This is a genomic window from Sinomonas sp. ASV486 (genome assembly GCF_030908215.1).
Lineage (GTDB): Bacteria > Actinomycetota > Actinomycetes > Actinomycetales > Micrococcaceae > Sinomonas > Sinomonas puerhi.
Genome location: NZ_JAVFJK010000010.1, coordinates 1 through 18,429, shown reverse-complemented (window position 1 = coordinate 18,429; position 18,429 = coordinate 1). Strand labels below are relative to the sequence as shown.

Annotated in this window: 18 protein-coding genes and 1 tRNA gene; 3 read left to right on the top strand and 16 right to left on the bottom strand. The window is 69.1% G+C overall.

What is annotated here, in order from left to right; genetic code table 11:
• Nucleotides 1–84: 84 nt before the first annotated feature.
• The 11 genes from RBS60_RS14355 to RBS60_RS14305 all read right to left on the bottom strand — a co-directional run bounded on the left by RBS60_RS14355 (nt 85) and on the right by RBS60_RS14305 (nt 11,347).
• Complete coding sequence (locus RBS60_RS14355; protein WP_307958257.1) at nt 85–480, bottom strand: FKBP-type peptidyl-prolyl cis-trans isomerase; 396 nt, start codon at nt 478–480, stop codon at nt 85–87.
• A 36-nt stretch (nt 481–516) separates the two neighbouring features.
• The gene (locus RBS60_RS14350; RefSeq protein ID WP_307958256.1) at nt 517–1,470 is read right to left on the bottom strand and encodes an FKBP-type peptidyl-prolyl cis-trans isomerase; all 954 of its coding nucleotides are present in this window, start codon (nt 1,468–1,470) and stop codon (nt 517–519) included.
• An 80-nt stretch (nt 1,471–1,550) separates the two neighbouring features.
• Nucleotides 1,551–2,927 (bottom strand): Pup--protein ligase, encoded by a 1,377-nt coding sequence (pafA, locus tag RBS60_RS14345; RefSeq protein WP_307958255.1) that lies wholly within the window; start codon nt 2,925–2,927, stop codon nt 1,551–1,553.
• 3 nt (nt 2,928–2,930) lie between these two features.
• Nucleotides 2,931–3,638 carry a proteasome subunit alpha gene (prcA, locus tag RBS60_RS14340; RefSeq protein ID WP_307958254.1) on the bottom strand — a complete coding sequence of 236 codons (708 nt, stop codon included), beginning with the start codon at nt 3,636–3,638 and terminating at the stop codon, nt 2,931–2,933.
• A gap of 1 nt (nt 3,639) precedes the next feature.
• Nucleotides 3,640–4,464, bottom strand: coding sequence for a proteasome subunit beta (gene prcB / locus RBS60_RS14335; protein ID WP_307958253.1), 825 nt, complete (start codon nt 4,462–4,464; stop codon nt 3,640–3,642).
• 7 nt (nt 4,465–4,471) lie between these two features.
• A complete protein-coding gene (locus RBS60_RS14330) occupies nt 4,472–4,681 on the bottom strand; it encodes a ubiquitin-like protein Pup (RefSeq protein ID WP_307958252.1) in 210 nt (69 codons plus the stop codon).
• A gap of 126 nt (nt 4,682–4,807) precedes the next feature.
• Complete coding sequence (gene dop / locus RBS60_RS14325) at nt 4,808–6,448, bottom strand: depupylase/deamidase Dop (protein WP_307958251.1); 1,641 nt, start codon at nt 6,446–6,448, stop codon at nt 4,808–4,810.
• 8 nt (nt 6,449–6,456) lie between these two features.
• Entirely contained in the window at nt 6,457–8,169 is a 1,713-nt protein-coding gene (gene arc, locus RBS60_RS14320; protein ID WP_374049292.1) for a proteasome ATPase, read from the bottom strand.
• 215 nt (nt 8,170–8,384) lie between these two features.
• Nucleotides 8,385–9,389: a tRNA (adenine-N1)-methyltransferase gene (locus RBS60_RS14315; protein ID WP_307958250.1), complete on the bottom strand. Its 1,005-nt coding sequence runs from the start codon at nt 9,387–9,389 to the stop codon at nt 8,385–8,387.
• Nucleotides 9,390–9,440: 51 nt separating this feature from the next.
• Nucleotides 9,441–10,592 (bottom strand): site-2 protease family protein, encoded by a 1,152-nt coding sequence (locus tag RBS60_RS14310; RefSeq protein ID WP_307958249.1) that lies wholly within the window; start codon nt 10,590–10,592, stop codon nt 9,441–9,443.
• Entirely contained in the window at nt 10,589–11,347 is a 759-nt protein-coding gene (locus tag RBS60_RS14305) for an HAD family phosphatase (RefSeq protein ID WP_307958248.1), read from the bottom strand. The genes RBS60_RS14310 and RBS60_RS14305 overlap by 4 nt, the downstream gene beginning before the upstream one ends.
• A gap of 58 nt (nt 11,348–11,405) precedes the next feature.
• Here RBS60_RS14305 and RBS60_RS14300 point away from each other — a divergent pair, with 58 nt between their 5' ends.
• Nucleotides 11,406–12,317 carry a PAC2 family protein gene (locus tag RBS60_RS14300; protein WP_307958247.1) on the top strand — a complete coding sequence of 304 codons (912 nt, stop codon included), beginning with the start codon at nt 11,406–11,408 and terminating at the stop codon, nt 12,315–12,317.
• Between the two features lie 18 nt (nt 12,318–12,335).
• On the opposite strand, the gene mshC is transcribed toward RBS60_RS14300, so the two are convergent.
• Together mshC and RBS60_RS14290 are read right to left on the bottom strand one after the other, a co-directional pair.
• Complete coding sequence (gene mshC / locus RBS60_RS14295; protein WP_307958246.1) at nt 12,336–13,613, bottom strand: cysteine--1-D-myo-inosityl 2-amino-2-deoxy-alpha-D-glucopyranoside ligase; 1,278 nt, start codon at nt 13,611–13,613, stop codon at nt 12,336–12,338.
• A gap of 65 nt (nt 13,614–13,678) precedes the next feature.
• Nucleotides 13,679–14,002 carry a hypothetical protein gene (locus RBS60_RS14290; protein WP_307958245.1) on the bottom strand — a complete coding sequence of 108 codons (324 nt, stop codon included), beginning with the start codon at nt 14,000–14,002 and terminating at the stop codon, nt 13,679–13,681.
• Nucleotides 14,003–14,092: 90 nt separating this feature from the next.
• On the opposite strand from RBS60_RS14290, the gene RBS60_RS14285 reads away from it, so the two are divergent.
• Complete coding sequence (locus RBS60_RS14285; RefSeq protein WP_307958244.1) at nt 14,093–14,341, top strand: DUF5703 family protein; 249 nt, start codon at nt 14,093–14,095, stop codon at nt 14,339–14,341.
• Here the strand turns inward: RBS60_RS14285 and RBS60_RS14280 are convergent.
• Entirely contained in the window at nt 14,338–15,498 is a 1,161-nt protein-coding gene (locus RBS60_RS14280; protein ID WP_307958243.1) for an acyl-CoA dehydrogenase family protein, read from the bottom strand. The two genes, RBS60_RS14285 and RBS60_RS14280, sit on opposite strands and share 4 nt — an antisense overlap.
• A gap of 62 nt (nt 15,499–15,560) precedes the next feature.
• A complete protein-coding gene (locus tag RBS60_RS14275) occupies nt 15,561–16,883 on the bottom strand; it encodes a M20/M25/M40 family metallo-hydrolase (protein WP_307958242.1) in 1,323 nt (440 codons plus the stop codon).
• A gap of 147 nt (nt 16,884–17,030) precedes the next feature.
• Between RBS60_RS14275 and RBS60_RS14270 the strand changes: the two genes are divergently transcribed.
• Nucleotides 17,031–17,117, top strand: a tRNA-Leu gene (locus tag RBS60_RS14270).
• Nucleotides 17,118–17,140: 23 nt separating this feature from the next.
• On the opposite strand, the gene RBS60_RS14265 is transcribed toward RBS60_RS14270, so the two are convergent.
• A complete protein-coding gene (locus RBS60_RS14265; RefSeq protein ID WP_307958229.1) occupies nt 17,141–18,349 on the bottom strand; it encodes an IS481 family transposase in 1,209 nt (402 codons plus the stop codon).
• Nucleotides 18,350–18,429 lie beyond the last annotated feature (80 nt).

Below are 18,429 nucleotides of genomic sequence, written 5' to 3'. Positions count from 1 at the left end.
AAAACACCCACAACATTCGCCACGGGGGCGCCTGGCCGGTCCCGCGCCCCCCCCCCCGTCGCACAAGGGCCGGTCAGTGGCGGCTCAGCGGACGCCGACGAGGTCCACGACGAAGATCAGCGCCTCGTTGGGCTTGATGGCGCCGCCCGCACCGCGCGAGCCGTAGGCAAGCTCGGAGGGGATCTCGAGGCGGCGACGGCCACCGACCTTCATGCCGAGCAGGCCCTGGTCCCAGCCCTGGATCACTTGGCCCACGCCGACGCGGAAGTCGAGCGGCGTGCCGCGGTTCCACGAGGAGTCGAACTCCTCGCCCGTGGACCAGGCCACGCCCACGTAGTGGGTCGACACGGTGTCGCCGGCCGCCGCCTCGCGGCCGTCACCCTTGACGAGGTCGACGATCTTGAGCTCGGTGGGAGCGTCTCCCTCGGGGAAGTCGATCTCGGGCTTCTCGCGGTCGTACTGGCGCTGTCCGAAGGACATGGTGCCTCCTAGTTGTTCCGTGTGCTGGTGGGGTGCTTACTTGACGCCGAGGATATCGACGACGAACACGAGGTCGCCCTTCGCCTGGCCCTGGCCCTGGTCTCCGTAGGCCTGGGCCGCGGGGATGACGAGGAGCACGCGCGAGCCGACGGTCTTGCCGGTCAGGCCCTTGGTCCAGCCCGGGATGACACCCTGGAGGCTGAACGTGGCCGGCTGGCCTCGGTCGAAGCTCGAGTCGAACTTGGTGCCGTCGGAGAGGTTGACGCCGACGTAGTTGGCGACGACCGAGTCGGTTGCCTTGACCGCGGCGCCGTGGCCCGTGATGAGGTCCTGCGCCACGACGTCCGTCGGCTTGGCAGCGCCCTTGACGTCGATCTGGGGGACGCCCTTGTCATCCACGGTGACCTTGGGCAGCCCCGCCGGCAGGTTCGTCACGGTGTCGCCCTCGGGCTTGCTGAGCGGCTGCGGGGTGTCCTTGACCGAGATGATCTTGATCACGAGGAGGGTCGACGCCGCGGCCTCGGGAGACGGGCTGGGCGACGCGCTTGCCGAGGCGGCGGGCGCCTGGGCGGGGGCCGCGTAGGCCAGGTAGGAGCCTACCTTGGCTCCCACGAAGCCGTTGTAGACCACGGAGCTTCCCTGCTTGAGCTGGTCGGAGAGCTCGACCTTCTCGGACGTGCCTTTGCTGAACGTGTCCTCGAGGACCGATCCGTCCGCGCCGTTGAGGGCCACGTAGCCGATCTCGACCGTCTGGCCGGCCTTCGCTGCGTCACCGGTGCCCGCCTGGAGCATCTTGATGGTCTCGGCCTTGACGGAGAGCGGCTTCGGGAAATCGACGGTGGGAGCCGCGTCGCCCGGGGTGACCTTGAGCTGATCGAAGGCAGCTACCTCGCCCGCGTTGGACGGTGTCGGATCGGACGAGGCGGGGGAACTCCCGCAGCCGGCCACGAATAGGGCGAGCGGCAGCAGCAGGGCGATGAGTCGACGCACTGGACATCTTCCTTGTGGGGAACTCCGCCACGGGTGCGTGGCGGCGGACGGGCCGCGGAGGCCTCGACTAGCCTACCGGTTCAGCCTGTGAAGGGTCTGAGGGTGTCCAAGAGCTCGTCCACCCGCGGGTCTTCGTTGGCGAACGGATCCTTGCAGAGGATGGTGTGGTGGGCGCGGTCGTTGAGCTTGAGGTGCACCCAGTCGACCGTGTAGTCGACGCCGGCGGCCTGGGCGGCCTTGACGAACCTTCCCCTCAGGCGCGCTCTCGTGCTCTGCGGCGGGTCAGCGACCGCGCGGGCGATGTCTGCCTCCTCCACCACGCGGGCGGCCGCGCCGCGGCGCTGGAGGAGGTAGAACAGGCCGCGGTCTGGGCTGATGTCGTGGTAGGTAAGGTCGAGCTGCGCGACTCGGGCCGAGTCGAGTTCTACCCCGTGGCCTTCGCAGTACCGGTCGATGAGCTTCTTCTTGATCGCCCAGTCCACCTCCGTGTCGATGGCGCGGGTGTCCTGAGTCTCGACCGCCTCGAGAGTACGCTCCCAGAGGTCGAGGATGCGCTCGATATGGCGTGTGTGGGCGCCGTTCGCCGCGACGAAATCCCTGGCCTTCTCGAGGTACATCTGCTGGAGGGCCAGCGCGCTGGACTGCTGGCCGTTCGCGAGGCGCACGGGCGCCTTGCCCGTGAGGTCGTGGGAGATCTCGCGGATGCTGCGGATCGGGTTCTCCATTCGGACGTCCCGCATGATGGTGCCGGCCTCGATCATGCGCAGCAGCAGGTCGACGGTGCCGAGCTTCATCATCGTCGTGGTCTCGGACATCGTCGAGTCGCCGACGATCACATGGAGGCGCCGGTAGTGCTCGGCGTCGGCGTGCGGCTCGTCGCGGGTGTTGATGATCGGACGGGACCGCGTTGTCGCGGAGGAGAGGCCCTCCCATATGTGGTCTGCGCGCTGCGAGAACGCATAGACCGGCCCCTGCGCCGTCCGCAGGACCTTGCCGGCGCCGCACAGGAGCTGGCGCGTCACGAGGAACGGGATGAGCACCTCGGCCAGTCGCGAGAACTCGGTCCGCCGCGGGATGAGGTAGTTCTCGTGGCTGCCATAGGAGTTGCCGGCCGTGTCGGTGTTGTTCTTGAAGAGGTATACATGCCCGTCGAACCCCTCTTCGGCGAGTCGCCGCTCCGCCTCGGCGATCAGCTCAACGAGGATCCGCTCCCCCGCCCTGTCGTGCGCGATGAGCTGGGCGACGTCGTCGCACTCCGCGGTCGCGTACTCGGGATGGGAGCCCACGTCGAGGTAGAGCCGCGAACCGTTCGCGAGGAAGACGTTGGACGAACGCCCCCAGCTGACCACTTTGCGGAAGAGGTACCTCGCGACCTCCTCGGGCGCGAGCGGACGCCCCTGCGGGCTCGAGTAGGCAATCCCGAACTCCGTCTCGACTCCGTAGATCCGGCGGTCCACGGCTCAGCCTGCCTGTCTGGCCGTGCCGTCGACGAGGGCTGCGAGTTCGTCCGGCCCGATCCGGCGGAAGGCGCGCCGCGATCCGCGCGCGGTCTCCGAGTCCCGGTCCAGAACCGCGACCTCTAGGGTCACCGGCTCCGCGCGTTCCTCCTGCAGCGCGCCAGCGGCCAGCCGGATGGCCTCCTCGAAGGAAGCCACCGACGTCCAGCCATTGACCACGGTCTCAGCGACGCGCTCGGCATTCCCACCCATGACCACGAACCGCCGTTCATCGGCGATCGAGCCGTCGAAGGTGAGCCGGAAGAGGTGGTCGGACTCGACGTCGTGCCCCACCTCCGCCACGGTGAGCTCGACCTCGAACGGCTTCTGCTCCGCGGTGAAGACGGCACCGAGGCTCTGCGCGTACACGCTCGCGAGTCCTCGGCCTGTGACGTCCTCGCGGTCGTAGGAGTAGCCTCGCACGTCGGCGTAGCGCACACCCGCCTGTCGCAGGCTCTCGAACTCGTTGTACTTGCCGACGGCGGCGAAGGCGATCTTGTCGTAGATCTCGCCGATCTTATGGAGCGACGCCGAGGGGTTCTCGGCCACGAGTGCGATGCCGTCACGGCAGCTGACGACCACGACTGTCCGCCCACGCGCGATGCCCTTGCGCGCAAAATCAGCCCGGTCCTTCATGAGCTGTTCGGGCGAGACGTAGAACTGCTGGGTCACCTCAGGCCTCCCGTCGGGCGATGCTGCGCTCGGCGATGATGTCGCCTGCTATGGTCGCGAGCTCACGGTCGGCCACCCTCCGGCCGCCGAGACGGGTCACGGTGTAGACGACCGGCCAGAGTTGGCGGACCGGGTCGGGGCCGCCGGTCGCTGAGTCATCGTCGGCAGCGTCGTACAGCGCCTCGACCGCCACGCGGACGGCATCATCCTCGGCGAGGCCCGCGCGCCACAGCTTCTTGAGCGCACCCCGGGCGAACACCGAACCCGAGCCGACCGAGTGGTGCTCAAGCTCCTCATAGCGGCCGCCCGTGACGTCGTACGAGAAGAGCCGCCCGACGCCGGTCTCGATGTCGAACCCCGCGAACAGCGGGATGGCGGCGAGGCCCTGGAGCGCCATCGGAAGGTTCCCGCGCACCATCGCGCCGAGGCGCGTCGCCTTGCCCTCGAGGCTCAGGAGCGTGCCCTCGATCTTCTCGTAGTGCTCGAGCTCGACCTGGAACAGGCGCGCGATGTCGATCGCGATGCCCGCTGTCCCGGCGATGCCGAGCACCGAGAACCGGTCTGCAGGGAAGACCTTCTCGATGTGCCGGCTGGCGATCACGTTCCCCATCGTCGCGCGACGGTCACCTGCCATGAGCACTCCGCCCGGGAAGGTCATCGCCACAATGGTGGTCCCATGGGGCGCTGCAGGCGGGGCCACCGCCGAGACGCCGGCCAGCGGCAGGTTCCGGTTGATGGGCAGGAGGTCCGGCCGCGTTGCCGCCAAGTGCTCGGTGAAGGACGACGTGGCGGCGGAGACGACGCGCTCGACGAGGAAGTCATTCATGGGCGCCCTACTGTCCGCCCTTCTGGACGAAGCCGCGCACGAATTCCTCGGCGTTGGTCTCGAGGACATTGTCGATCTCGTCGAGGAGATCGTCGACGCCGTGGGTGCTTTCGGTGTCCTGGGCTCCGGCCGGTGCGGCTGCCGGCGTGGGGACATCGACCTCGGCCGCCTCCTCCTCGCCGCGAGGCTGTGTGCTCTTCTGCTCCTGACCGGCCATGGCCGCCTCCTTGCGCCGGGCGCCTCTCGTGGCGCCGATTCTGCTAGGTCTACTGATTCCTAATACTGTCACTTTTCGCCCCCGTGTCACCCGGACGCGCGGACGCCCCTCTGGCCTCTCTCCCGGCTAGGTCCGCCGTTCGCCGAGCAGCGCCGTGAGGAAGTCCTCGATCTTCGCGTGCTCATCGAACAGGCCCTGCGTCAGGGCCTTGGTGCCGCGCAGCGGCTCCCTGGTCGGGACTCGCTGGAGGCGGTAGCTTCCGGGTGGGGCGAACACCACCGAGTCCCAGCTCGCGCTCGCCACACTGCCGGGGAACCGCTTGATACTCGTGCCGCGGAACCAGGCACGAGTGTCCGCCGGCGGTTCCGAGACGGCAGCGGCGACCGACGCGGCGTCGGCCATCGTCTCGAGCGAGCCCCGCGCGGCGAGCCGGAGCGCGATCCCGCGCTCGGGGCGCACGTCGGACCACTGGATGTCGACGAGCCCAAGCCGTGCGTCTCCCCATGACAGCCCGTCCCGGCTGCGGTACCCGTCGAGGACCCGCAGCTTGGCGAGCCATTCGATGTAGCCGGCGGCGGCATCGCGGTCGCCGGCGAGGTCATTGAGCGACTGCTCCCACCGGGCCAGCACGTGTGCTGTGTGGCCGTCCCCGCCATCCGCTGAGGCCACTCCCGTGTCCGCCGCGAGCTTGGCGGCGGCCTCGAAGTAGATCCATTGGAGCTCGAGCCCCGTCACGTAGCGACCGTCGAGGAGCCGGACCTTCTCGACGAGGTCAGTGTCGTGGCTGAGCCGGTGCATGGCCTCGACGGGTTCATGGACTTCGATCTGGGGCGCCCGGCCGGCTTCGACGAGGCTCAGGACGAGCGCGGCCGTGCCGAATTTGAGGTAGTTGGCCACGTGGCTCACGTTGGCATCGCCCACGATCACGTGCAGGCGGCGGTACTTGTCGGCCACCGCGTGCGGTTCATCGCGGGTGTTGATGATGGGCCGCCGCATGGTCGTCTCGAGGCCCACCTCCGCCTCGAAGTAGTCCGCTCGCTGGCTGATCTGGTAGCCCGGCCCCGAGCCGTCCTGGCCGAGGCCCACCCGGCCGGAGCCGCAGATCAGCTGCCTCGAGATGAAGAACGGCGTGAGCCCGCTGACGAGATCGGAGAACGGAACCGCGCGGGGCACGAGGTAGTTCTCATGGGTGCCGTAGGAGGCGCCCTTCCCGTCGGTGTTGTTCTTGTAGAGGTTGATCGGGCCCCGCCCCGCATCGTCGGCGAGGGCCCGCACCGCAGCCAACGCCACGGCGTCGCCCGCGAGGTCCCAGATGACCGCGTCGCGCGGGTTCGTGACCTCGGGGCTCGAATACTCGGGGTGGGCGTGGTCCACGTAGAGCCGCGCGCCGTTGCCGAGCACGAGGTTCATCAGCGCGGGCTCCTGGTCGCCGTCGAGCTCGATCTCGGCTGGTCCGTGCGCGAGCGCCACGGCCTCCGCCGTCAGGATGGGCTCGACGTCGGTCAGCTGGTCCTCGTGGGCCCGGCCACGCGGCACGGCCCATCCGCGCGCATCTCGGAGTGGGGTCTCGTCGGTGTAGTCCCAGCTCGTGCCTGGATCGGCGGGCCTCGCCCGGCTCAGCCGTGCGTACGCGGCGATGACCTGGGAGGACAGGTACGTCGCGTTGGCGCCGGGCGAGTTCGGCGCATGGATGCCGAACTCCGTCTCGGCGCCCATGACGCGCTGGGCCCCCCCGACCGCGAGGCCGGGGCTTGTATCGCTGGCCATCGCTCCCCCTACAGGTACTGTCCGGTGCTCGGCGTCGTCTCGATCGTCCGCCCCGGCTCGGCTCCGCCCTTGCCCTGCACGATCGTGCGGATGTACGTGATCCGCTCGCCCTTCTTGCCCGAGATGCGGGCCCAGTCGTCCGGGTTGGTCGTGTTCGGCATGTCCTCGTGCTCCCGGAACTCATCGGCCACAGCGCGCAGGAGGTGGTCCATGCGCAGGCCCTTGGCGCCGGTCATGAGCAGCTCCTTGATCGCCGCCTTCTTGGCACGGTCCACGACGTTCTGGATGACCGCGCCGGAGTTGAAGTCCTTGAAGTACAGGATCTCGGTGTCGCCGTTGGCATACGTGACCTCGAGGTACTCGGTGGACCTCTCCGTCGCGTACATCGCCTCCACCGTGCGCTGGATCATCGCCGCGACCGTGGCCTGGACGTCGCCGTTGTGCTCGGCGAGGTCGGCAGCGTGGATCGGGAGGTCGGTGGTGAGGTACTTCGAGAAGATGTCGGCGGCGGCCTCAGCGTCCGGGCGCTGGATCTTGATCTTCACGTCCAGACGACCCGGCCGCAGGATGGCGGGATCGATCATGTCCTCGCGGTTGGACGCGCCGATGACGATCACGTTGTCGAGCCGCTCGACGCCGTCGATCTCGCTCAGGAGCTGAGGGACGATCGTGGTCTCCACATCAGAGGACACACCCGTGCCGCGAGTCCGGAAGAGTGAGTCCATCTCGTCGAAGAACACGACGACGGGGCTGCCGTCCGAGGCCTTCTCACGCGCGCGGGAGAAGATCAGACGGATGTGCCGCTCGGTCTCGCCCACGTACTTGTCGAGGAGCTCCGGACCCTTGATGTTCAGGAAGTAGCTCTTGATGTCCGTCCCGCCAGCGCGCTCCATGGCCCGGCTCGCGAGCGAGTTCGCCACCGCCTTGGCGATGAGCGTCTTGCCGCATCCGGGCGGCCCGTAGAGCAGGATGCCCTTGGGGGCCTTGAGCCCGTGCTCGCGGTAGAGGTCGGGGTGGAGGAACGGAAGCTCGACGGCGTCCCGGATCTGCTCGATCTGCGAGGCGAGCCCGCCGATGTCCGCGTAGCTGATGTCCGGGACTTCCTCGAGGACGAGGTTCTCGACCTCGGAGCGCGGGACCTTCTCGAGCGCGTAGCCGGTGCGGTTGTCCACCGAGACGGCGTCGCCCACGCGGATCCGTTCGAGCTGCAGTGGGCCGGAGAGCCGCAGGACGCGCTCCTCGTCGCCACGGCCGATCACGAGGATCCGGTCGTAGCCCAGGAGCTCCTTCACGGTCACGAGCTCGCCCGAGCGCTCGTACCCGAGGCCGGCAACGATCTCGAAGGCCTCGTTCAGGAGCACTTCCTGGCCGACGCTCAGTTCGGCGACGCTCACGAGCGGGCTCAGGCCGACCCGCATCTTCCGGCCGCTCGTCACGACGTCGGCGCTCTCGTCAGTCACGGCCGCGGACGCACCCCCGGCCGGCTTCCGACGGTTGAGCTGCACGATGCTGCCGAAGGAGTACGGTGGCTGGCCCTCGTGCTCGAGGGCCGCCTTGAGACGGACGATCTCCGCCTTCGCCGTCTTGAGCATCTCGGTCATACGGGAGTTGTTCCCCGTGGCGGCGGCAAGCTGCCGATCCACCGCGCGAAGTTTGTCCCGGAGCACATTGATCTGCCGTTCGGCGATGCTCAGCTGTTCGGCGTGGGCTGCCGGGGGCATCGGCTCGGGGCCGGTTCCTGACTGTCCGTTCTCCACCATCGCAACCACGTCCTCTTCGTTCCATGCCGCCCTTCCGGGCCGCCGGAGCCTCCGACGCGTACGCCGAATGCTCCCCATGAAACGACACTAGCGCGGCTGGGTCCCGAGGTACCCCACCGACAACGCTTGGAAACCGAAGAGTTACACGAGGGTTTCCACATGGTGGACTGCGAGGATCAGGCCTCGCCGATCCCGGCCCTCGCGTCGCGTGCGACACGCCGGAGACGGCGGTCCGAGACCGTGCGCTCGCCGACGGATTCCGGCGTCCAGGCGTTGAGGTCCTCCTCGCTGAACTCCGCCTTGTTCCGCTTCTTGCGGACGAGCGGCTCAACGCCCTCGGCGAGCCTGCGTGCCACGAGCAGGAACCCCGTGTGACCCACCATCCGGTGCTCGGGCCGCACCGCGAGGCCTTCGAGGTGCCAGCCGCGGACCATCGACTCCCACGCGTCGGGCTCGGTGAAGCGCCCGTCGGCGCGGATCGCCTCGGCAGTGCGCGAGAGCTGGGTGGCGGTGGCGACGTAGTTGATCCAGACGCCGCCGGGCGCCAGCACTGTCGCAACGGCGTCAAGGCACTCCCAGGGGGCGAGCATGTCAAGGACCACGCGGTCCACGCTGCCGGGCTCCTCGGCCTTGAGCACCTCGTCCTGGAAGTCGCCGATCGAGATGTGCCACGCGGGGTGGGGCCCGCCGAAGATCGTCTCGACGTTGCCCTGCGCGATGTCTGCGAACTCCTGGCGACGCTCGAACGAGTGGAGGTACCCGCCGTCGCCCACGGCGCGCAGGAGGGAGATCGACAGCGCACCGGAACCCACGCCGGCCTCGACCACGCGCGCGCCGGGGAAGATGTCCGCCATCGTGATGATCTGGCCGGCGTCCTTGGGGTAGACCACCGCTGCGCCGCGGGGCATCGAGAGGACGAAGTCCGCCAGGAGCGGACGCAACGTCTGGTATTGGTGCCCCGCCGTGTTCGTCACGACTGAACCGTCCGGCTTTCCGATGATCTCGGAGTGGTTGAGGAAGCCCTTGTGGGTGTGGAACGCGCCGCCCTCGGCGAGGGTGATGGTGTTCATGCGGCCGCGCTCGTCGGTCAGCTGCACGCGCTCGCCGACCCGGAACGGCCCGCGGCGGAACTCTGCCCCAGTGGGTCCTTCCGGCGTGGTGGGCTGGGGACTCGAACTCATGGTGTCCTCTCTGGACCCCGCGTTCCGCGGGGCGGGCAGTGAATCGGAAGGCTAGCGTGCGGGGCGGACGGGTCGGCCGGAGATGACGGCCACGACGTCTCGCTGGTTCAGCAGCCCCACAACCCGGCCCGCGCCGTCCACGACGGCGTACTCGGTGCCGGCGAGCTGCGCGAGGTACTGGATGAGTTCCTGGCCGGCGGCCGTGTCCGGCACGTAGGCGCCCGGAGCCAGGGCGTAGCCCACCGCGGTGACCGGCGTCGTGCCCCGAGCAGGCTCCGGCACTCGCCCGATCGCAGAGGGGTCTACGACACCCTGGGGCTTGCCGTCCGGAGAGCAGAGCACGACGGCGACTCCGGACTGCGCACCGGCGCGCACCGCTTCGGCGACGGTCGCATAGTTGGGCACGCCGATGGCCGGATGAGCGAGGCGCCCGGCTACCACCTCGGGCAGCCTGGACCGGAAGCCCGCATTGCGGATCGACGCCGTGGCGCCCTGCCACAGGAAGACCGCCACGAGGAGCGTGATCATCGTGAACGGCAGGTCGGGCTGGTCGCCCTGGGCCAGGGGCAGCCCCACCGCGAAGACGACGATGCCGATCACGATCACGCGGCCCGTCCAGCCGGCAGCGATGGTGCCCTTCTCCTGCGATCCGGTGGTCTTCCACACGGCACTTTCGACGATGCGACCGCCGTCGAGCGGGAGCCCGGGCAGGACGTTGAAGACGGCGATGAGGAAGTTGGCCCACATGAAGATGTTGACGAGGATGTCCGCTGCGCCGGTCAGGTGCACCCCCGTGACGACGAGCCAGGCGCCACCCGCGAGCACGAAGTTGGCGGCGGGCCCGGCAAGGGCCACCACGACGGAACGGCCAGGCGAGACCGTGAACGCCTCGAACTGGGTGTGTCCGCCCCACAGGTTGAGCACGATCTTCTGGCTCGGCCACCCGAACGCGCGGGCAGAGAGGGCATGGGCGAGCTCGTGCACGAGAACGGAGATGAGGAGGAGTACCGAGTAGGCGAAGGCGATCAAGTAGGCGGCCGCCCCCAGCTGCGGCTGGCGGGTTGCGAGCGTCGGCCCGTACACGAAGACCGTGAACGCGGCGATGACGAACCAGGAATATGCGAGAACGATGGGGACGCCGGCAATGCGTCCGAGGGGAATGCCCTCACGCCGCGGGTTCTCGGCCTCGTGGCCCCCGCTCATGCGCGGCCTCCGGCCAGCACCGAGTCGCGCGACGTGCGCAGGGCGGAGGCGAGATCGAGGGGGGTGCGCCCTGCGAGCGTCTCCCAGTGCTCGATGCCGAGGTGGACGGGCACCGCGAGTGCGTTGGGCACGACGACGGTCGCGAGGCCGGCGGCGTTGGCCGACGTCGCGCCCGGGGTCGAGTCCTCGACGGCAAGGCATTCCGAGGGTTCGAGCCCCTCGAGGATGCCGGCGAGCAGCTCTATGCCGCGGAGGTACGGCTCGGGGTCGGGCTTGCCCTTGGCCACGGTGTCTCCCGTGACGACGGCGGAGAAGGTCCCCTCCGGGAGGTGGTCCACAATCCGGTGCGCCATGGGCGCCTCGGACATGGTCACGAGCGCGCAGCTCACGCCGGCCTCTGCGAGGGCGGCGAGCATCTCGCGTGCACCGGGCCGCCACGGGACGGACGCGCCGAGCTGCTCGACGACGCGGCCGGTGAGGGTGTCGATGATCTCCCGGATCTCCATCTGCACGCCACCCTCCTGGAGGAAGCGGGCGGAGGTCGGGAGCGCCTGGCCTACGAGGCGCATGGCCTGCTCGTGCGTCCACTCTCCGCCGAAGCGCTCGACCAGCTCGCGCTCGGCCGTGATCCAGTAGGGCTCGGTGTCCACGAGGGTGCCATCCATGTCCCACAGGACGGCGCGCAGTGGCGCGGGGCTGTCCGCGGATTGGTCCGTGGAGGAGCCCGCGGCGGGATCAGTGGGGGTGAGACGCATATACATCAGTCTACGGGCGCAGCCGGGGCGTCTCGGGCGCGCGCGTTAGGCTGGACCGATGAACGAGTTCGACGCCGACGCCCCGGCACCGCATCCCGGTCTGTTCCCCACGCCCGGGCCGGGTGAACGGGTCACCGTCATGCTTGCGGCGTTCGAGGGCTGGAACGATGCCGGTGAGGCCGCGACCGATGCGCTGCGTTTCCTGCGCCGGGCGTTCGCCGCCCAGCGCGTCGGCTCGATCGACGCGGATGACTTCTATGACTTCCAGTTCACGCGTCCCACGGTGCGGCAGACCGGCTCGGGCCGGCGCCGGATCAAGTGGCCCACCACGAAGGTCTCGACGGCGCGCGTGGAGGGTCAGCCGGTTGACCTCGTGTTCGTTCAGGGCACCGAGCCGTCCTACCGGTGGCGGGCATTCACGGACGAGCTCATCGAGTATGTCGACGATCTCGACATCGACTACCTGATTGTTGTCGGGGCCCTGCTCGCGGACGTGCCGCACTCGCGCCCGATCCCCGTGACGGCCACGAGCGAGGACGACGGCCTGCGCGAGCGGCTCAACCTCGAGGCCTCGCAGTACGAGGGCCCCACCGGGATCGTCGGGGTGTTCGCGGATGCCGCCGACCACCACGGCACGCCGACCCTCTCGCTCTGGGCCGCCGTTCCGCACTACGTTGCGCAGTCACCCTCGCCCAAGGCGCAGCTCGCGATCCTGCACCGCATCGAGGAGCTGCTGCAGATTCCGCTCGACACGAACGAGCTCGCCGAGGATGCCGAGGCTTGGGAGCGGGGCGTCAACGAGCTCGCCACAGAGGATCCCGAGGTCGCTGCGTACATCCACCAGCTCGAGGAGGCCAAGGACACGGCCGATCTTCCCGAGGCCAGCGGCGAGTCGATCGCCCGCGAGTTCGAGCGCTACCTCAAGCGCAGGGGCAAGGAGAATCCCGGCCGCGACAACCCCGCTGGTTGAGCGCAGCCGAAACCCCGCTCAGACCAGCCGCACGCCCAGCAGGGCGTCGACCGCGGAGGTGACCAGCGCGCCGTCGTGCGCGTTCGCCTCGGTGCCGGCAAGCGAGTCCTCGGCCCACTTGTCCACGGCGGCAAGGGCCCGGGGCGCGTCGAGATCGTCGGTGAGGGCACCGCGGATCTCTGCAAGGAGCGCTTCAGCTGAACCGGGCAGCGCACGCACGACGGCGCCACGCCAGGTCTCGAGTCGGCTCACCGACGCGTCGAGCAGCTCTTGGGTCCACTCCCAGTCGGAGCGGTAGTGGTGGGCGAGGACGGTGAGGCGGATCGCGGCCGGCTCGACGCCGGCGGCGCGCAGCTTCGAGACGAGCACGAGGTTGCCGCGTGACTTGCTCATCTTCGTCCCGTCCAGGCCCACCATGCCGGTGTGGGCGAAGTGCTTGGCGAGGGGCACGTGGTGCAGGCTCCACGCGTGCCCCGCTCCCATCTCGTGGTGTGGGAAGGCGAGGTCCGAGCCGCCGCCCTGGACCGTGAAGGGCGACGGGAGGAACTTCTGCGCGATGACGGTGCACTCGATGTGCCACCCGGGGCGCCCGGGGCCGAGCGTGCCACCGTCCCAGTGCGGCTCGCCGAGGCGGGCCTCGCGCCACAGGATCGGGTCGAGGGGGCTGTGCTTGCCGGGCCGCTCGGGGTCGCCGCCGCGCTCGCCGAAGACCTCGATCATCTCGGCAACCGTGAGGTGGGAGACGGTCCCGAGTCGCCAGGCCTCCGCCGAGTCCGCGCGGCGGGTCGCCTCGGTCACGTCGTAGTAGACATCGCCGTCGGGCTCGCCTTCGGCGCCCGCGAGCTGGTAGGCGACGCCGTCGGCGAGGAGCCGCTCGACTTCGGGGACGATCCACGGGATCGACTCCACGGCGCCCACGTAGTGGTCGGGGGCGAGGACTCGAAGGGCCTCCATGTCCGACTGGAACAGGTCGATCTGCTGGTGGGCGAGGGTCCGCCAGTCGACTCCTGTCGCATCGGCGCGCTCGAGGAGCGGGTCGTCGACGTCGGTCGTGTTCTGGACGTAGCTGACCGTGCTGCCTGCGTCGCGCCAGATGCGGTTGAGGAGGTCGAACGCGAGGTAGGTGGAGGCATGGCCGAGGTGCGTCGCGTCATAGGGCGTGATGCCGCAGACGTACAGGGACTGCTCGGGCGCCGAGGGAATCTCGACGGTGTCACGCAGCTGGGTGTCGTAGAGCCGGACCGCTCCGGCGCTACCCGGCAGCTGAGGGACGGGGGTCTGCCTCCAGGTTTTCACCTGACCACTCTAGTGCCCGGCGGAGATGACCCCGAATCCGAGCCGGACATACAGGAGGGCCGGTTCTAGAAATCCCGGCCGGCCAGCGCTTCCTCGCCGTCGTCGGCGCCGTTGCCGTCTCGGCTGTCGGCGGTGTCGTCGTCTTCGTCGTCCGACTCATCGTCGTCGTCTTCGTCGTCGTCATCATCCGAGTCGAGAAGGTCGATGGGCAGGTCCTCCCCGTAGGCGTCGTAGAGCGCGTTCGCGTAGGTCTCGAAGGCATCCGCGACGGAGAAGAACGCCGCCTCGACGGACGGATCATCATCCCCACGCCGCGAGGCGGCCGCGACGAGGTGTTCCTCCAATGCAGCCGTCAGCGAACCAAGGGCGACACGCGGATCTATGCTCATGGGAGCCACGGTAGTCTGAAATCACTGGGTGTGCCTAGCGAACGTCATCGGCTCTGGGCACACACTTCGCAGCACGAGGAATCGAGGGCCATGAACGAGCGGATCCTCTCCGGCGCGCAGTCGCTCGCGGCCGGGTCGCGGCTGGCCGGGCCAGGCCGGCAGTACGAGTACCTGGTCCTTTCGGTGAGTCCCGGAGATTCGGTTGCCGATGCGCGCCAGCGTGTGCGCGAGCATTCCGAGTATGGCAAATGGGAGCTCGAGCGCAGCCGCCTCTACATGGGCGGCGGCCGTCAGTACTGGCTGCGGCGCAAGGTCATGCTGGTCGAGCGGACCGTCTAGACCTCCTCGATCGGGCCGAGGAGGTTCGTCGCCACGGTTGCGTGCGCCGACTCCGGGTCCGAGGGGTGGTACAGGCCGGCCAGGACGTCGCGGTAGAGCCGTTCGAGCTCGCTGCCCCGGAAATATCCGCTGCCGCCACCCACGCGCATCGCGCCGTCGACCACGCTCTTCGCCGTCTCGGTGGCCCGGTGCTTGAGTCCGCTCAACGCGCGGAACCACGCGGCACCGCGGTCCACGAGCCCGTCGATGTCCGCGGCCACCGACTCGAGCTGCGGGATCATCCCGTCTACGGCGAGGCCGAGCTCGGCGATCTGCCACCTGATGTCCGGATCCTGCGAGTAGGAGCGGCCGGTGCGGTGCGAACGGCGGCGGTGTGCGGCGTCGACCGCGAGAGTCAGCCCACGCTCGGCGACGCCCGTATAGACGGCGGCCAAGAGCGTCTCGAAGACCGAGAAGATGCCGAAGACCAGCAGGTCGGGATTCGGGCCGACGGGGAGCTTGCGCACGATCCTGTCAGCCGGCGCCGTGGCACCCTCGAGGACCGTGGTGCGGGACTGGCTCGCCCGCATGCCGAGCGTGTTCCAGTCGTCGAGGTGGCGCCAGCCCGGCTCGTCGCGGCGGATGAATCCCCACACGAGCTGGGGTTCCTCGCCCGTGGTGTCCTTGCCGAACGTGCCCATGCGCGTCCACGCGGGGGCGAGGCTCGTGAAGACCTTGGTGCCGGTGAAGGCGTAGCCGCCGTCGGGCCGCGGGACGGCCTCGGTGACGGAGTCGAACAGGACTGAGTCGTTTCCGGCCTCGGAGACTCCGAACGCGAAGACCTCGCCGGCGGCGGCCTCTTCGAGCACGAAGGCCAGCGACGAGTCGCCGCGGTCCGCAAGGACCTTGGCGACGCCCGTCCACACGAGGTGCATGTTGACTGCAAGGGCCGTGGCCGGTGCCGCCTGGGCAAGCCTGCGCTGGAGGCGCACGACGTCGGCCAGTCCGGCTCCCAGCCCGCCGTCGCCTTCCGGGACGAACGCCTTGAGGTAGCCGGCGGCCACGAGCGCGTCGAAGTCCTCCTGGAAGAACTCGTTGCGCTCGTCGTAGCCGGGCGCCCGGGATCGGATCTCCTCGATGAGCGCGTCCGGAAGGACCACTGCGGGGTCAAGTGCCACTGCTCCCCCTCCTCTCCCCCGTTGTGGGGTCTCTGGCGGACCGTTGCGGGGTCCCTGGCCGGTCAGTACGTGGTCAGCAGCCGACGTAGCACGCGGGCACCGAACTTGAGCGACTCCGCGGGGACGCGCTCGTCGACGCCGTGGAACATCGCGGGGAAGTCAAGATCGCCCGGGAGCTGAAGCGGAGCAAAGCCGTAACCGGTGATGCCGAGCCGGCTCAGCGACTTGTTGTCGGTGCCGCCCGAGAGCGTGTACGGGAGCACAGCCGCGCCCGGGTCCTCGGCGTGGAGGGCGCCGACCATCGCATCAACGAGCGGACCCTCGAAGGCGGTCTCGAGCGAGACATCCTGATGGACGTAGCTGAAGTCGATACCGTCGCCCGCGAGCTCCTTGAGCTTGGCCAGCACCAACTCGTCCTGGCCGGGCAGCGTGCGTGTGTCGATCCGTGCCTCGGCCGACCCCGGGACGACGTTGTCCTTGTACCCGGCCTTGAGGACCGTGGGGTTGGAGGTGTTCTGCAGCGTCGCGCCGACGAACCGCGCCACGGTGCCGAGCTCCTTGAACAGCACATCGGGGTTCTCCGGGTCGAACTCGATGCCGGTGATCTCAGTGACGCCGTCGAGGAACCTCCGGGTCGTATCCGTGAGCTCGATGGGCCACCGGTAGTCGCCGATCCGGGCCACAGCACGCGCAAGGCGAGTGACGGCGTTGTCGTCGTTGACCTGCGATCCGTGTCCAGCGCGGCCACTCGCCGTCATGCGCAGCCACCCCAGCCCCTTCTCGGCCGTCTGCAGCATGTAGGTGCGCTTGCCGCCGATCTGCGCCGAGAACCCGCCGACTTCGCTGATCGCCTCGGCAGCGCCCTCGAACAGTTCGGGGCGATTGTCCACGGCCCAACGGGCACCGTAGGCGCCCCCGGCCTCCTCGTCGGCGAAGAGCGCGATGACGAGGTCCCGCTTGGGCCTCGTGCCGGTGCGCTGCATCTCGCGGGTAACGGACAGGATCATGGCGTCCATGTCCTTCATGTCTACCGCGCCGCGGCCCCAGACAAGCCCGTCCTTGAGTTCCGCAGAGAACGGGTCGACGCTCCAGTCCTCCTTCTGGGCCGGAACGACGTCGAGGTGCCCGTGCACCACGAGAGCTCGTGCGCTCGGATCCGTGCCCTCGACGCGCACGACGACGCTCGCCCGCCCGGGTGCCGATTCGAAGATCTCAGGCTCCAATCCAACCTCGGCGAGCAGTCCGGCGGCGTACTCGGCGGCGGCCCGCTCTCCTGGGCCCTCGTTGGTGCCGTAATTCGAGGTGTCGAACCGGATGAGGTCCTGACAAATGCCCACCACCTCGTCCTCGGCGGCGACGTGGGTCTCGGCGGGGCGGTCAGTCATGGGTCCTCCTGAAGCATCTGGCGGTGGCTCTAGCCTAGTCCCGCCCCCACCGGCCCCCGATTTCAGGTTCCGGGCAGGCATCGTGTAGTGTCTTTCTCGCTGCCCGGAAGGGAAACGACACATTGGATCGCTTCTGGGGTGCTGCCTGCGCGGGTGGCGGAATGGCAGACGCGCTAGCTTGAGGTGCTAGTGCCCTTATTGGGCGTGGGGGTTCAAGTCCCCCTCCGCGCACCACGTGTGATGTAGCGGGACATCCTTTACGGATGTGGCGGGACATCGTTGACACCCCCGGTCTTCGGACCGGGGGTGTTCTGTTTTTTGGGCTGGTAGCCGCGGGTGGGATTGATGGTGAATTCGGCGAGGATCTCGCCGGTGCCGTGCTCGATGGCGGTGGCCTCGGCGTCGTGGACGAGCAGGATGATGCGTTTGTGCCTGTGGGCGCGGCCGATGCCGAGGTGACGGAGGCGTCCCGCGTGGCGGAGGGTGACCTTGCCGTCGGCGTCGACGCGGTCGGTCCGGACGCGGAAGTGTGCCCCCTGGGCGGCGGCTGCGGGGCCGGCCTTGGGGGTCTGGGCGTAGGCCTCGGCGGGTGTGTGCCTGCCGAGCGCGCGGTGGGGGCGTTCGTGGTTGTAGACGTGGCGGAATCTGGTGAGCTGGTCGTTCAGGTCCTCGATGGTCTGGGCCGGAGGCTGGCTGTGGAGCCATTTCTTCAGGGTCTGGTGGAAGCGCTCGATCTTGCCCTGGGTCTGGGGGTGGCCGGGGGATCCGTTCTTCTGGACGATCCCGAGCCCTGCGATGAGGCTCTCGAAGGCGTTGCGGCCTCCTTTCCCGCCGGCCAGGCGGGTGGTGTAGACCATGCCGTTGTCGGTCAGGGTGCTGGCGGGCAGGCCGTGTTCCTGTGCGGTGTCCAGGAAGGCGTCCACGACGATGGCGCCGGTCGTCCTGGGGTGGGCGGTGAGGTGGAGCAGGCAGCGGGAGTGGTCGTCGAGGAAGTCGATGATCTCGGTGTCGGTGCCGTCGGCCAGGTGCCAGTGGGTGAAGTCGGACTGCCAGGTCTCGTTGGGCTGGGCCGCGGCGAAGCGTCGCAGGGAGGACTTGGGACGCTTGTGGGGTTCGGGGGCGACCGCGCCGGCGGCCCGGAGGATGCGGTGGATGGTGGTGCTCGCGGGCACCGGGAGGCCCTCGCGTCCGAGATGGGCAGCGATGGTCTCGGCCCCGGAGTCCAGGCCCTTGGCCTGCAGGTCGGCGCGTAGGACCAGGATCCTCTCCTGAACGTTGGCCGGCGTCTGCTGCGGGCTGGTGCGGGGCCGCCGGGAGCGGGCCTCGAGGCCGGCCTCTCCTTCGGCTGCGTGGCGGGCGATGAGTTGGTGGACCCATTGGCGGCTGATGCCGTACCGGCGGGCTGCTTCGGCCTTGGACATCCCACCCTCAAGGACTGCGACGACGATGACCTTGTTCTTCGACATGGCAGAAGCCCAATGGGCGAGGTGTCAACGATGTCCCGCGACATGCCGGAAGGCGTCAACGATGTCCCGCCACAGCAGTC

Coding starts and splice junctions, on each gene's coding strand:
- RBS60_RS14355 (WP_307958257.1), bottom strand. CDS start 480: ATGTCCTTCGGACAGCGCCAGTACGACCGCGAGAAGCCCGAGATCGAC.
- prcB (WP_307958253.1), bottom strand. CDS start 4,464: ATGAATGACTTCCTCGTCGAGCGCGTCGTCTCCGCCGCCACGTCGTCC.
- RBS60_RS14330 (WP_307958252.1), bottom strand. CDS start 4,681: ATGGCCGGTCAGGAGCAGAAGAGCACACAGCCTCGCGGCGAGGAGGAG.
- dop (WP_307958251.1), bottom strand. CDS start 6,448: ATGGCCAGCGATACAAGCCCCGGCCTCGCGGTCGGGGGGGCCCAGCGC.
- arc (WP_374049292.1), bottom strand. CDS start 8,169: ATGCCCCCGGCAGCCCACGCCGAACAGCTGAGCATCGCCGAACGGCAG.
- RBS60_RS14315 (WP_307958250.1), bottom strand. CDS start 9,389: ATGAGTTCGAGTCCCCAGCCCACCACGCCGGAAGGACCCACTGGGGCA.
- RBS60_RS14310 (WP_307958249.1), bottom strand. CDS start 10,592: ATGAGCGGGGGCCACGAGGCCGAGAACCCGCGGCGTGAGGGCATTCCC.
- RBS60_RS14305 (WP_307958248.1), bottom strand. CDS start 11,347: ATGCGTCTCACCCCCACTGATCCCGCCGCGGGCTCCTCCACGGACCAA.
- RBS60_RS14300 (WP_307958247.1), top strand. CDS start 11,406: ATGAACGAGTTCGACGCCGACGCCCCGGCACCGCATCCCGGTCTGTTC.
- RBS60_RS14290 (WP_307958245.1), bottom strand. CDS start 14,002: ATGAGCATAGATCCGCGTGTCGCCCTTGGTTCGCTGACGGCTGCATTG.
- RBS60_RS14285 (WP_307958244.1), top strand. CDS start 14,093: ATGAACGAGCGGATCCTCTCCGGCGCGCAGTCGCTCGCGGCCGGGTCG.
- RBS60_RS14275 (WP_307958242.1), bottom strand. CDS start 16,883: ATGACTGACCGCCCCGCCGAGACCCACGTCGCCGCCGAGGACGAGGTG.
- RBS60_RS14265 (WP_307958229.1), bottom strand. CDS start 18,349: ATGTCGAAGAACAAGGTCATCGTCGTCGCAGTCCTTGAGGGTGGGATG.